Annotated in this window: 14 protein-coding genes; 6 read left to right on the forward strand and 8 right to left on the reverse strand. The window is 73.9% G+C overall.

Translation table 11 applies throughout. The annotated features are described in order from the left end of the window. Positions 1 to 378: 378 nt before the first annotated feature. Positions 379 to 723, reverse strand: coding sequence for an STAS domain-containing protein (locus tag IO39_RS39195; RefSeq protein ID WP_052423939.1), 345 nt, complete (start codon positions 721 to 723; stop codon positions 379 to 381). A gap of 165 nt (positions 724 to 888) precedes the next feature. On the opposite strand from IO39_RS39195, the gene IO39_RS39200 reads away from it, so the two are divergent. Further along, entirely contained in the window at positions 889 to 1,293 is a 405-nt protein-coding gene (locus tag IO39_RS39200) for an archease (RefSeq protein WP_043635124.1), read from the forward strand. Between the two features lie 123 nt (positions 1,294 to 1,416). Here IO39_RS39200 and IO39_RS39205 read toward each other — a convergent pair whose 3' ends face one another. Both IO39_RS39205 and IO39_RS39210 read right to left on the reverse strand, forming a co-directional pair. Then, entirely contained in the window at positions 1,417 to 2,844 is a 1,428-nt protein-coding gene (locus IO39_RS39205) for an RtcB family protein (RefSeq protein ID WP_281200357.1), read from the reverse strand. A 52-nt stretch (positions 2,845 to 2,896) separates the two neighbouring features. Beyond that, positions 2,897 to 4,312: a serine hydrolase domain-containing protein gene (locus IO39_RS39210; RefSeq protein WP_043635127.1), complete on the reverse strand. Its 1,416-nt coding sequence runs from the start codon at positions 4,310 to 4,312 to the stop codon at positions 2,897 to 2,899. 217 nt (positions 4,313 to 4,529) lie between these two features. On the opposite strand from IO39_RS39210, the gene IO39_RS39215 reads away from it, so the two are divergent. From IO39_RS39215 to IO39_RS39225, 3 genes are all read left to right on the forward strand, one after another. Continuing rightward, positions 4,530 to 6,002, forward strand: coding sequence for an FAD-dependent monooxygenase (locus tag IO39_RS39215; protein ID WP_043635130.1), 1,473 nt, complete (start codon positions 4,530 to 4,532; stop codon positions 6,000 to 6,002). Further along, positions 5,999 to 6,613, forward strand: a complete 615-nt coding sequence (locus IO39_RS39220; RefSeq protein WP_043635131.1) for a TetR/AcrR family transcriptional regulator — start codon at positions 5,999 to 6,001, stop codon at positions 6,611 to 6,613. The genes IO39_RS39215 and IO39_RS39220 overlap by 4 nt, the downstream gene beginning before the upstream one ends. Positions 6,614 to 6,759: 146 nt before the next feature. Then, positions 6,760 to 7,776: a cation:proton antiporter gene (locus IO39_RS39225; protein ID WP_052423940.1), complete on the forward strand. Its 1,017-nt coding sequence runs from the start codon at positions 6,760 to 6,762 to the stop codon at positions 7,774 to 7,776. A gap of 21 nt (positions 7,777 to 7,797) precedes the next feature. Here IO39_RS39225 and IO39_RS39230 read toward each other — a convergent pair whose 3' ends face one another. Continuing rightward, positions 7,798 to 8,145, reverse strand: a complete 348-nt coding sequence (locus IO39_RS39230; protein ID WP_169789197.1) for an STAS domain-containing protein — start codon at positions 8,143 to 8,145, stop codon at positions 7,798 to 7,800. A gap of 49 nt (positions 8,146 to 8,194) precedes the next feature. Beyond that, entirely contained in the window at positions 8,195 to 9,487 is a 1,293-nt protein-coding gene (locus IO39_RS39235) for an ArsB/NhaD family transporter (protein WP_043635135.1), read from the reverse strand. Positions 9,488 to 9,853: 366 nt separating this feature from the next. Between IO39_RS39235 and IO39_RS39240 the strand changes: the two genes are divergently transcribed. Beyond that, the gene (locus IO39_RS39240; protein ID WP_211267334.1) at positions 9,854 to 10,600 is read left to right on the forward strand and encodes a sulfite exporter TauE/SafE family protein; all 747 of its coding nucleotides are present in this window, start codon (positions 9,854 to 9,856) and stop codon (positions 10,598 to 10,600) included. A gap of 38 nt (positions 10,601 to 10,638) precedes the next feature. Here the strand turns inward: IO39_RS39240 and IO39_RS53475 are convergent, their stop codons facing one another. The 3 genes from IO39_RS53475 to IO39_RS39250 all read right to left on the reverse strand — a co-directional run bounded on the left by IO39_RS53475 (position 10,639) and on the right by IO39_RS39250 (position 12,414). After that, entirely contained in the window at positions 10,639 to 10,782 is a 144-nt protein-coding gene (locus IO39_RS53475; protein WP_211267331.1) for a BON domain-containing protein, read from the reverse strand. A 32-nt stretch (positions 10,783 to 10,814) separates the two neighbouring features. Continuing rightward, positions 10,815 to 11,357, reverse strand: a complete 543-nt coding sequence (locus IO39_RS39245; protein ID WP_157549566.1) for an ATP-binding protein — start codon at positions 11,355 to 11,357, stop codon at positions 10,815 to 10,817. A 265-nt stretch (positions 11,358 to 11,622) separates the two neighbouring features. Further along, positions 11,623 to 12,414 (reverse strand): class I SAM-dependent DNA methyltransferase, encoded by a 792-nt coding sequence (locus IO39_RS39250; RefSeq protein WP_043635141.1) that lies wholly within the window; start codon positions 12,412 to 12,414, stop codon positions 11,623 to 11,625. Positions 12,415 to 12,697: 283 nt separating this feature from the next. On the opposite strand from IO39_RS39250, the gene IO39_RS39255 reads away from it, so the two are divergent. Further along, the gene (locus IO39_RS39255; RefSeq protein ID WP_052423942.1) at positions 12,698 to 13,087 is read left to right on the forward strand and encodes a hypothetical protein; all 390 of its coding nucleotides are present in this window, start codon (positions 12,698 to 12,700) and stop codon (positions 13,085 to 13,087) included. Positions 13,088 to 13,097 lie beyond the last annotated feature (10 nt).

Raw genomic sequence — 13,097 nt, forward strand, 5'->3', positions numbered from 1 at the left:
GCCCCACCCCGACGGGCACGCCCGCCCCGATCCCGACCTCGACCGAGCTGCCGCCCGAACCGCCCGCCGAGCCCTCGGCCACCCCACCCACGGACGCCCCCACGCAGACCCCGCCGGAGACCCCGCCGGGCACCCCCACGGAAACGCCCACCGACCCACCGGCAGAGCCGCCCACGGACACCCCGACGGAGACCCCGGCTTCCTGAGACCCATCCCCACGCCGGCGCTTCCGATCTGATCAGCGTCACGCAGCCGGGCAGAGCCGCTCACACCCCCCACCCCGGCCACCCGGACCGCCTGACCGCCCAGTCACCCCGGCCGCCCAGCCACCCCGACCGCCCAGCCACTCCGGCCGCGGGGACGGCGTTGCCGTCGTGGTCAGAGCGCGCGTAGCTCGGCGACGGCCTCCGCGAGGGTCGGCCGCAGGTCCAGCACCTGGTCCAGGCCGCGCTGGCGGAAGGACGCCCGCATCAGGTCACCGACCCCGCACACCAGCGCCCGCCCTCCCGACGCCCGCGCGTGCCGGTGCGTCGCGAGCAGCACGGTCAGCCCGTACGAGTCCGCCGACGTCAGCCCGCCGAGGTCGATCGCGACCCGCGGCCACGCCCTGGCCAGCGCCTCCTGGAGCAGCGGGCAGGTGTCCATGTCCAGCTCCCCGCCGACGGTGACCACGGTGATGCGGGAGTCGAGCTGGACCTCGGTGATCCGCAGGCGTTCCGTCACGCGCGCGTCCTCGCCATCCAGGTGATCATCCCTACGACTCTATCCGCACCGCGGCGGCGACATGCCGATGCCCGTCGGCCCGCGCCCCCGCCGGTTGACCGGGGCCTGCCGTTTCTTGACGGCGCGGGCTTTGCGTCCGGGGCCGGCCGCTGGTGGAGTGGCCTCATGGGCAGAGGGCACCGGACGATCCCGCACACCGCCGACATCGCGCTGGAGGCGTGGGGCGACGACCGCGAGGAGTGCCTGGCCGAGGCGGTGCGGGCGCTGGTGGGCGGCTTCGCCGACCTCGGCGGGGCCACGCCGGACGGCGAGGTGGAGTTCGAGCCGGGGCGGGAGGACGGCCCGGCACCGCTGATCGCGCTGCTGGAAGAGGTCATCTACCGGGTGGAGGTGGACGGCGTGCTGGTGGTGGACGTCCGGCCGGGGCCGGCGGGCGTGCTGCTGCTGGCCACCGTACCGGTCGAGGGGGTGGAGCAGGTCGGCGCGATGCCGAAGGCGGTCACCACGCACGGGATGCGCTTCGGCCCCGAGAACGGGCAGTGGCGCGCGTACGCGGTCGTGGACGTCTGACCACCCCACGGGCGCCGGCCCACGCCCCACGAGCAAGCGCACGACATCCGCGGCCACCCACGACCGCCCGCACGACATTCGCGAGCGCCCGCGTGCCACCCCACGGGGCCGGTCCTCGCGGGTCTACCCCTTGACCACGCCGACCGGCGCCAGCTTGGCGACCTTCCTGGCCAGTCCCGCCAGGTGGCACGCCTCCACCACCGCGTCCACGTCCTTGTACGCCTGCGGCGTCTCCTCCGTCAGCCCCCGCGCCGACGCCCCGCGCACGGCGATCCCCGCCTCCCGCAGCTCGGCCCGCAGCCGATGCGCCGACGTGCTCTTGAGCGCCTGATGCCGGCTCATCCGCCGCCCGGCCCCGTGGCAGGCCGACGCGAACGCCGGCGCGTCCGGCGCGCCCGACATCACGTACGAGCCCACCCCCATCGACCCCGGCACCAGCACCGGCTGCCCCACGGCCCGCAGGTCCGGCGGCAGGTCCTCGTGTCCCGGCGGCAGGGCCAGGGTGGCGCCCTTGCGGTGCACGCACAACCGCCGCGCCCGGCCGCCGGCCCGGTGGGTCTCGATCTTGGCCAGGTTGTGCGACACGTCGTACAGCAGGGTCAGGCCGCCGTCCCCGGTGGCGCGCTCGAAGGCCCGCCGGGCCGCCTGGCCGAGCAGCTGCCGGTTGGCCCGGCCGTAGTTCGCGGCGGCGGCCATCGCGGCCAGGTACGCCGCGCCCTCCGGCGAGCCGACGGGCGCGCAGGCGAGCTGCCGGTCGGGCACGCTGATGCCGTACCCGGCCATCGCCGGCTCCATGGCCCGCACCGAGTCGGTGCACACCTGGTGGCCCAGGCCCCGGGAGCCGGTGTGGATCAGCACGCAGACGCGGCCGGGCCACAGCCCGTACACCCGTGCCACCTCCTCGTCGTACACCCGCGAGACCGCCTCCACCTCCAGGAAGTGGTTGCCGGAGCCGAGGCTGCCGACCTGCTCCAGCCCGCGCTCCCTGGCCCGTCGGCCGATCGCGCCCGGGTCGGCGTCGGCCACGGCCCCGCGGTCCTCGCAGCGCTCCAGGTCGCCGGGCTCCCCGTGGCCGCGCTCGACGGCGTACCTGGCGCCGCCGGCCAGGATCTCCTCCAGCTCGGACTGCCCGCTCAGCCGCCACACCGCGCCCTTGCTCATGCCGCGCGGCACGAGCGCGTCGAGCGCGTCCATGAGCGCGCCCAGCCGGGGCCGCAGCTCGTCGATGTGCAGGTCGGACAGCAGCAGCCGGACCCCGCAGGAGATGTCGAAGCCCACCCCGCCCGGGGAGACGACCCCGCCGTCCTCGACGTCGGTGGCGGCCACCCCGCCGATCGGGAAGCCGTACCCCCAGTGCATGTCCGGCATCGCGTACGCAGCCTCGACGATCCCCGGCAGCGCGGCCACCGCGGCCACCTGCCCGAGCGCCTGGTCCACGTCCGGGTCGGGCAGCAGGTCGGCGGTGGCGAACACGACGCCGGGCACCCGCATCGGCCCTTCCGGGTCGATGCGCCACCGGTACGGGCTCTCCTGGACCAGCCTGGTCGTCACCCTGTCCCGCCTTTCCCGCCTTCACCTGGGTAAACGCGCCTTATCTGGGCCGTCACCCGCGGGCTCGGCCCGCCAGGGCATGGCGCAGCCGCACGGCCGCCACCGTCACGGCCGCGACCGACGTCACCACGAGCCAGATCATGAACGACGGGTAGAGGTAGACCACCTGGACCCACATGACGTCCCGGCCCCGGGCCAGCACGCGGAAGATCGGAGCGGCCGACAGGCACAGCGCGAGCGGCGCCAGGTGCCACAGCAGCCACCACCGCCGCCATCCGGTGCGTCGGGCCGCCCACCGCCGGGCGCGGACCACCCCGAGTGCCGCCAGCGCGACGGTCACCAGGGCCGCGAGCAGGAACAGGACGTCGATGAGCAGGTGCTCCGAGCCGGAGGGGATCTCGGGGGTGCCGCCCTCGATCAGCGCGACCAGGCCCTCCATGAGCGCGTCGGCGTCGGAGCGGGCCATGCCGGTGTTGGCCATGACGGCGACGCCGTAGCCGGAGCCGGGCATGAGGAGCTGGCCGGCGGTGGAGGTGAACAGGTCGCCGCCGTGCTCGATGACCGGGGTGCCGCGCGGGGTCCGGCCGAGGTACCAGCCGAGCGCGTACTCGGGGTTGGCCCGGGAGGGGGTGCGCAGCTCCTCGATGCTCGCGGGGGTGAGCAGCCCGCCACCGTTCTGCGCGATCAACCACCTGGCCATGTCCGCGGCGGTGCTGAGGACACCGCCCGAGCCGTTGCCGAACCCGGGCGGCTCCGGCAGCGCGACGGCCCGCCCGAGGACGACCAGGTGGCCGCGGGCGGTGGGGGGCAGGTCGCGGTCGGTGTCGATGGTCGTGCTGGAGCGCATGCCGAGCGGCGTGAACACGTGCTCGCGCAGGTGGTCGGCGAACCTCTGGCCGCTCACCACCTCGACCAGGCGCGCGGCCACCTGGTAGTTGGTGTTGTGGTAGTTGAAGACGGCGCCCGGCTCGGCGGCGAGCCGGGCGGTCCTGAGCCGGGCCACGGCGCCCTCCAGCGTGGCGGGCTGGGGCAGGCTCTTCTCGCGGAAGGCCGAGTCGGCCATGCCGGAGGTCTGGTGGAGCAGCTGCCGCACGGTGATCCTGGCCGCCCTGGGATCGGCCATGGCGAACTCCGGCAGGTGGTCGCGTACGGGGCGGTCGAGGTGCACCTGCCCCTTCTCGGCGAGCCGCAGGACGGCCAGGGCGGTGAAGGACTTGCTGACCGAGGCGACGGCCATGGGGGTGTCGGCCGTCACCCGCTCGCCGGTGGCGGCCGTGCCGTAGCCTGCGGCGTGCACGACCCGCGTCCCCTTGACGATCGCGACCGCGGCCCCGGGCAGCCCCGTCGCCTCGCGGTAGCGGGTGACGAAGGCGTCCACCGCCGCGGGGGTGACGGGCTGCGGCGGGGGCTGGGCGGACACGGGAGGCAGCAGGGCGAGGCAGAGCGCGGTGAGAGTGTTCCTGAGCACCCGTCGACGCTAGTTTCGAGCCTCCTCGCCGACCATTGCGGAACTCCTCCGCGTTTCCTGCGGAAAACCCCCACAGCTCGGCTGAAGGACGCCAGGCCCCTCGCCGGCGCCCAACCGGGACGGCGAGACCGGCAAGCCGCCGAGCGCTGAGCACCGAGCCACCCTCGCCACGCCGCTGCCATGGCGCGCCTTATTCGTTTACGGTACCGTTTCGTAAATGAATGAAGGTTCGACGGACACCGACGTCCTCGTGGCCGGCGCCGGCCCGGTCGGGCTGGCCCTGGCCTGCGCGCTGCGCCAGCACGGCGTCTCGGTGCGGATCGTGGACAAGGCACCGGCCCCCGCCACCACGTCGCGGGCCAACTTCGTGCACGCGCGCGGCTCCGAGGTGCTCGACCGGCTGGGCGCCCTCGACGGCCTGCCCCAGGAGTCGGTCCGGGCCATGACGATCACCACCTACGCCGGCGACCGGCCGATGATGCGCATCCGGTTCGGCGACCCCGGCCTGCGCACCGCCGCTCCCCCGATGGTGATCTCACAGGCGCGGGTGGAGGCGCGGCTCCGGGAGCGCCTGGCGGAGCTGGGCGGGCGGCCGGAGTGGGGCGCGCCCGTGGTCGCGGCCGACCAGGACGGCTCCGGCGTCACCGTCGTGCTGGGCGACGGCCGCACGGTGCGGGCGGGCCGGCTGGTGGGCTGCGACGGCAGCGGCAGCACCGTCCACGAGCTGGCCGGCATCGGCTTCCCCGGCGTCAAGGTCAGCGAGCGGTTCCTGCTCGTCGACGCCCGGCTCGACACCACCCTCGACCGCTCGGGGACCAGCGGCTGGGTGCACCCGGAGGGCATGCTGGGCGCCATGCCGATGCCCGGCGGCCTGTGGCGGCTGATCGCCTATGACGCGGCGTTCCCCGGCGGGCCCGACGAGGAGCGGATCGTCGAGCGCATGCGGCAGATCCTGCCCGTGCGCACCGGCCTGCCCGGCATCCGGCTGCTGGACGCCTCCTGGGCCTCGCTGTTCAGCGTGCACCGCCGCCTGGCCGGCACCTACCGGCGGGGGCGCGTCCTGCTGGCCGGGGACGCCGCCCACGTGCACGCGCCCTTCGGCGGGCAGGGCATGCTCACCGGGCTCGGCGACGCCGAGAACCTCGCGTGGAAGCTGGCCCTGGTGGCCGGCGGCCGGGCGGGCGAGCGGCTGCTGGACACCTACGAGGCCGAGCGCCGCCCGCTGGCCACCCAGGTGCTGCGCGGCAGCACCGCGGTCACCAAGGTCAACATCGCCGCCGGTCCCGTCGGCCGGTTCCTGCGCGACCGGGTGATGGTGCCGGTGTTCGGCCTGCCCTGGTCGCAGCGCTGGGTCACGTACACCACCTCCCAGCTCTGGGTGAGCTACCGGCGCGGCCCGCTGGGCGGTGGCGGCGGGCCGCGGCCGCGGCCCGGCGACCGGGTGCCCGACGTGCCGTGCGTGCGCGCGGACGGCACGCGCACCCGGCTGCACGCGGAGCTGCGCGGCCGGTGGGCCGTGCTGGGCGGCGGCGACGCCTTCGAGGCGGCCCGCGCCCGGCTCGGCGGGCTGGTCGTGCACCTGCGGCCGGCCACCCCGCTCCCCGCTATGCTCATACGCCCGGACGCCCACCTGGCCTGCAGGGGCGGCCCCGCCGAGCTGACCCGCTGGCTGGACGGAGCACTGGCTTGACCGTTCGACGAGGGCGCGGACGCCCCCGCGACCCCGGCACCGACGCCGCGATCCTGCGTGCCGCGCTGGAGCTGTTCGTCGAGCGCGGCGTCGAGGGCACCAGCATGGAGCAGATCGCCAAGCGGGCGGGGGTGGGCAAGCTCACCGTCTACCGCCGCTGGAGCACCAAGGAGGACCTGCTCGCCCAGGCGGTCGAGGAGGAGGTCAGCGCCGACCTGGTGCCCTCCCCCGCCGACGTGCGGGCGCTGGAGCCGCAGGAGATCATCGAGGGCGTCCTGCGGGCGGCGGCGGAGACGACCGCGAGCCCGACGTTCCGCGCGCTGGTCGCCCGGATGATGGGCTCGGCCGTCAGCCACCCCCGGCTGATGGCCGTCTACTGGGAGCACCACATCCTGCCACGCCGCGAGCTGGCCATCGCCATGCTGCGGCGGGCCCAGCGCGACGGCACCGTGGCCGCCGACGCCGACCTCGACGTGCTGATCGACATGATGGCCGGCGCGGTGACCTGGCGGGTGCTGCAGCCCGACCCGCCCGACGCCGCCGCGATGCTCGACTATCTCAGGAGCGTCTACCGCCAGGTCGGGCTCTACCGGCCGCCCGACGGGTCCTGACCGGCCCCGCCGGGCGCCATCCGCAGGGCCCCCTGGCAGGGGGAACCGTCCGATCCTGCGGTGTTCGCGACGGGTATCGACAACGGTGCGGCGGCGGCCGATCCTGAAGTGATCGCAAAGTCCGTGCTCTCGGTGAGGAGCGAAGGTTGGTCAGGATCGGCTTCCTGCTTCTTCTCGTCGGGCTGGGGTGGCTGACCGCCGACCTGGGCGGCATCTCCGGCCTGGAGCACTCCGGCGCCTATCTCCTGATCAGCAGCCTGCTGCTCGCCATCGGGCTGTACGGCAGCACCCACGGCATCGACCGGGCCGAGGCCCGCGAGCACGGCCGGCTGATCCTGCTGGCGGTGACCATCGGCGTCCTGCTGAAGGCGGCCTTCATCGCCGGCGTCGTGTATCTCGTCTTCCGCGACCCGCGAGCGATGATCCTCGCGATCAGCGTCGCCCAGATCGACCCGCTGTCGGTCGCCTCGGTGATGGCCGACAACCGGCTGTCGGCGCGGGCCAGGACCATCCTCGGCGCGTGGTCGTCGTTCGACGACCCCGTGACCGTGATCCTCGCCTTCTACGCCGTGTCGCTCACCAAGCCCGGCCAGGACGGGCTCTCCCTGTCCTACCTGGCCGACCTGGGGCTCAACGCGCTGTTCGCGGCCGCCGCGTACGCCCTGTGGCGGCTCATCCGCAACGCCCCGCCGCTGCTGAGCTACCTGGCGGCGGCGGCCGCGGTCGTCTCCGCGGCGTGGAGCTCGCTGATGCTCGGCCTGGCCACCGCCGGCCTGTACCTGCGGCTGCCCGACTCCCGCTGGCTGGTCAGGGCCGTGGCGGTGGCGTTCGCGCTGTCCACGTTCCTGATGGGGCTGCTGCTGGTCGGCGGGGCGAACCTGATGAAGGGCGCCGTGCTGGGCCTGGCCGCCTTCGCCGCGCAGATGCTCGCCGCCCTGGTGCTCACGCGCGGCCTGCCGGTCACCGACCGCGTCCACCTGGGCCTGGCACAGCAGAACGGCATCACCGCGATCATCCTCGCGCTCGCCTTCGAGCGGGACTTCCCCGGCTTCGTGGCGGTGATCGCCCCGGCGATCGTGACCGTCAACCTCCTGTACGTGCTGGCCAACCGGCTCGCCGACCTCTGGGCCGGCCGCCGGACCCTGCCCTCCACCCCGGGCTGACCCGCCCTGCCGCGGGAGGGCTCAGTCCTCCGGCGGCGGCAGGACGGCGGGCAGCGCCTCCTGCACCGAGTCGAAGATCGGCAGGTGGGCGTGCAGCCCGGTGATCCGCAACCAGCGCATCACCAGCGCGTTGGGCCGCAGGAACGCCATCGCGTTGCCCTGCCGGCGCACCTGCTGGTAGGCGGCGACCAGGCTGGAGATCCCCGAGGAGTCGAGGAAGGTCAGCGCCGACAGGTCGACCAGCACGGGCGGGCGCGGCTCGGTGCCCGCCTGCGCCTCCAGCCAGGAGCGCCACCCGGCCACGGTCTCCCAGCCGAGCTGCCCGGACAGGCGGACGACGATCGCGCCCTGCTCCGTCTCTGCGCTCATGGTGAGCCCCTTGTCTCCGTCGCCCATGCCGTCCGTCCCCTCACGGTGGTCAGGTCAAGTAACGCAGCCACAGGTACGGGACGCACAACGCCACGGTGACCGCGGTGACGACCAGACCGTACCTGGTGAACTGCCAGAAGCTGATCGGGGTGCCGTTGCGCGCGGCGATGCCGAGCACGACGACGTTGGCCGCGGCCCCCACCGCGGTGGCGTTGCCGCCCAGGTCGGCGCCGAAGGCCAGCGCCCACCACAACACCCCGGCCGGCCCGGCGCCGCCGTTGGCCTGCACCAGGTCGGCCACGATGGGGCTCATCGTGGCCACGTACGGGATGTTGTCCACGATCGCCGACAGCCCGGCCGAGACGCCCAGCAGCCCCATCGTGGCCAGCCCCAGCCGGCCCTCGGTGGCGCCCGCCGCCGCGTGGGAGATCTGCCCGATGACGCCGGTGTGCACCAGCGCGCCGACCATGACGAACAGCCCGGCGAAGAACGTCAGCGTGGGCCACTCGACCTCGCCGATCGCCTCCGTGGCGGTCACCCTGGTGGCCGCCACCAGCACCCCCGCCCCCAGGATCGCCACCACCGACGGCTCGTAGTGCAGCACCGGGTGCAGCACGAACGCCACCAGCACCAGCACCAGCACCACCAGGCTCTGCGCCAGCAGCCGCCGGTCCTTGATCGCCTCACGCTCGTTCAGGCTCATGATCTCCGCCGCGCGCGCCGGGTCGTACCGGAACGAGCGCCGGAACAGCACCCGGCACAACCCGACGAACACCACCATCAGCACCACGACCATCGGCGCCATGTGCACCAGGAAGTCGTTGAAACTCAAATTGGCCCGGCTGGCGATGATGATATTCGGCGGATCACCCACCAGCGTGGCCGCCCCGCCGATGTTGGACGCCATGACTTCGGCGATCAGGTACGGCGCGGCGGGCAGCGCCAGCCGCTCGCACACCAGGAACGTCACCGGGGCGATGAGCAGCACCGTGGTCACGTTGTCCAGCAGCGCCGACGCGACGGCCGTGATCACCACCAGCAGCACCATGAGCTGGTACGGCCGGCCCCTGGCCCGCTTGGCCGCCCAGATCGCCAGATACTCGAACACCCCGGTCCGCTTCAGCACCCCGACGATGATCATCATACCGAGCAGCAGGAAGATGACGTTCCAGTCGATCCCGGTGGCCTCGTCGAAGAACGCCGTCCCGGCATCGGTGGCATGGATGGCCAGCATGATCCCCGCACCGCCGAGCGCGGCCGCCACCCGGTGCACCTTCTCGGTGGCGATCAGCGCGTAGGCCAGGACGAACACGGCTGCCGTGACCCAGGCGAGGACCGTCATCAGGCGATCGCCTCCGGCCCGGCGACCGACAGCAGGTCTGGGACCGTCCGCGCGCCGGGAGCGTCCGGGGAGCGGTCGTCCGGGGTGGTCGTGGCGAGGAGATCGTGTGCACGCATGGCAGAGCCCTCTTCAGAGGTCGGCAACGACGATTGCCGACCAGGCTTCCCGGCGCACCTGTCACGAACCTATCAAGAAACCTCAGCCGGGGTCACGGCCGGGCAGCGGCACGCACGCCCGGGACCGTGGGCGGGATGCTCCGGCTCTGCTCGTCCGGTCCTGGGCGAGAATGGACCGGCCGACGTCGGCCTCTGATCACGGGAGCACCTCATCGACTGGCAACCCGGCCTGCTCGGATTCGCCGCCGGGCTGCTCATCGCCGTGCTGACCGCGCCGGTCGGCGTCTCCGGGGCGGTGTTCCTGCTGCCCGTCCAGCTCAGCCTGCTGAACGTGCCGAGCCCCGCCATCACCCCGACGAACCTGCTCTACAACGTCGTCGCCACGCCGGGCGCGCTGGCCCGCTACCGCGCCGACGGCCGCCTGTTCGGGCCGCTCACCCGGTTGCTCATCTGCGGCACCCTGCCCGGCGTGGTGGCCGGCGCGGCGGTCCGGGTGTTCGCCGTGCCCGGCACCGGGGTCTTCCGCGTGCTGGTCGCCCTGCTCCTGCTCCCCCTGGGCGTGTGGTTGTGCGCGCGTACGCTGCGCCCGCCGCGCCGGCCGTCGCCGGCCGAGCCGTCCCGCCGCTTCACCGTCCTGCTCGCCCTGGCCGTCGGGGTGGCCGGCGGCGTGTACGGGATCGGCGGCGGCTCCCTGCTCGGCCCCATCCTGGCCGGCCGGGGCATGCCCGTCGCCCGGGTGGCGCCCGCCGCGCTCGCCGCCACGTTCGTGACCTCGGTCGCCGGCGCGGCGGCGTACGCGCTGCTGTCCCTCACCGGGGCGGGCGGCGGGCCGGGTCAGGTGGCCCCGGACTGGCGGCTCGGGCTGATGTGCGGGCTGATCGGCGGCTACCTGGGCGCCCGCCTGCAGCCCCGCCTTCCGGAGACCGCCCTGCGCCTGCTGCTCGGCGGCCTCGCCACCGCCCTCGCACTCCTGTACTTCGCCCAGTCCCTCACCTGAGACGGCACCCCCGGCGACCGGTCAGGGGCGAGGCCCGGTTACGGCAGGGGTGGGAGGACGACGAGGTCGTCCCGGTCGGCGGTCAGCTCGCTCACCACGTCCACCACGCCCTCGACCGCGCGCACCGCCTCCGCCGCGGTGATGGCCTGCGACCGCCACGGCACCCGGCCCCGGATCGTCACCACCCCTCCCCCAGCTCTGGCGGCCGGGCCGGTCAGCGGGCCGGGTGGTCGCGCCCTCGGCGCGCGGGCGCGGGGACGTCGGCCGGGCGCTCGGCAGCGTGATCGGCAGCGTGCTCGGCGGAGTGGTCAGCGGCACGGCCGGCAGGGTGGTCCGCAGCGCGGTCGGCGCGGTGGCCGGCGCGGTGGTCGGCGGGGAGGCGCATGCGCAGGCGTACGACCGTGCCGTGGGAGCCGGTGGTGAAGGAGACGTCGTCGGCCAGGCGTCGCATCAGCCAGATGCCCCTTCCGCCGGGGGAACCCGGGGGCGGCAGCGGGGCCTGGCGCAGTTTCTCCGCAGGGATGCCCGGGCCGGTATCCGACACGTCGCACACCAGTTCGCCGTCCTGCCGCCACAACCGGAGCCGGCCCCGCCCGCCCGCGTGCTCCAGCGCGTTCACCAGGCATTCGGACACCGCGAGAAGGAAGTCTCCGAGCCGGTCCCCGGCCATCCCCTGGTCCCCGGCCGCGCGCAGGACGGCACGGCGGGTGGGCGTGAGGGACTTCTCGTCGAAGTCCACCCTGAGCAGCGCTTCCATGTCCCACCCCTTGAGGCCCGGCCGGCCCACCGCTTGATAGAGGTACGTGTGGCGGCGACGGCGCGATCAATCCCGTTCACGAAAACGCCGTACCCGAGAGAAGTCTGTTACCCGAGAAAGCGCTGAGGAACGGAAAGACGCCGCCGAGGGGAACGGCACCGCGCCAAACGGCACCGTGAGAAGCGGCACCGTGGGAAGCGGCACCGTGGGAAGCGGCACCGCGCGTGCCGTCAGCGGGCCGGCCGGTGGGGAGGGGCGTCCGGGATCAGCGGCGGCGGCAGATCATCAGCTCGGTGGTGGGGCTCTCCCTGAGCAGGCGGACGAGCCGCCGTTCCAGCGGATGCAGCAGCGACCCCGCCACGAACCCGGTCCGCTCCGACACCGTGACGGCGCGCAGGAAGCCGCCCCACAGCCTGCGCCAGACGGGGTGCGCGTCGACCTGGGCGTTCATGAGCACGAGCATCGGCATCCTGCGCATCACGTCGAAGCCGGCCTCGTCCAGCGCCTCGGTGATCCATTCGAGGGTGTGGTTGACCTGGTGGTCGCCGCGTTGTTCCGGCCGGTGCAGGAAGTTCTCGGACAGGACGAAGATCCCGCCGGGGCGCAGCGCCGCCGCGACCGAGCGCAGGGCGGCCCGGTAGCGGGCGTCGTCGGTGATGTGGAAGAGCATGTCCATGGCCGAGACGGCGTCGAACGAGCCCGGTTCGAGCGTGTCGCCCGGCTCGGCGATGTCCAGTTCGTGGAACGTCACGTCCGGGAAGCGGCCGCGCAGCCGTTCGACGGCCGCGTGGGTGAGGTCGCAGCCGACGATCGACTTGACGCCCAGCCCCCGCCAGCGGCGGATGTAGAAGCCGGTGCCCGAGCCGATGTCGAGAACGCGGGCGTCCGGCAGGTGAAGGGGGATGGTGGCGACCTCGCGGTCGAACACCTCCGCGCGGACGCGGTACATCCAGACGTTGAAGGCCCGGCCGAGGGCCGCGTATCCGACGCCGCTCTCGGTCCAGTCGGCATTCAGGCGGGTTTCCCAGAAGCCTTTCAGTTCACCGTGCGTCTTCATCCGAGTCAGGCTAACCGGAAAGGAGCCGCCGACACAGGTGATCGTCGTTCCGACACGCGCCGCCCGGTGGCGTGTCTCCCGCCGGTGGCGTGTCTCCCGCCGGTGGCGTGTCTCCCGCCGGTGGCGGTGTCCCGGACTGGCGGGGGTGTGGACGGGTCCGGCCGAGTTCGTACGAGTCCGTCTGCGGCCCTGTTGGACACCTCGGCGCGGCGGTTCTGCTGGGTCACGAAAGCGACGGCCGCGAACCCGGCCCTCGCCACCCACCACAAGGGAGCAGCGACCGATGCACGACAAGATGAAGACGGCCCTCCTGCGCAGGGCGTTCGCCGGTGTCACCGTGGCCGCCGCCGTGATCGCGCTGAGCGGCACGGCGGCCTCCGCCACCACGCACGACATGACCGCCGCGCAGCAGGCCAGAGCCGGCTGCCCGTCCGGGCACGTGTGCATCTATCCGGACAGGACCGACAACGGGAATCCCGCCACCTACTTCCGGTACGGGGCCCACAACCTGCGGAACGTGTTCGGTGACCGGCTGGTCGTCAACAACCAGACCGGCGGCGCGGGCCTGCGCCTGTGCAGGTCCTACGGCGGGCAGAACTGCGAGCACCGGCTGGGCCCCGGCCGTTACGTGGTGAACCTCTCGCCGATCAACTCCATCCTGCTGGAGCCGTGAGCCGCGCGGC

Origin of the sequence: Nonomuraea candida (assembly GCF_000725485.1) — a bacterium.
GTDB lineage: Bacteria > Actinomycetota > Actinomycetes > Streptosporangiales > Streptosporangiaceae > Nonomuraea > Nonomuraea candida.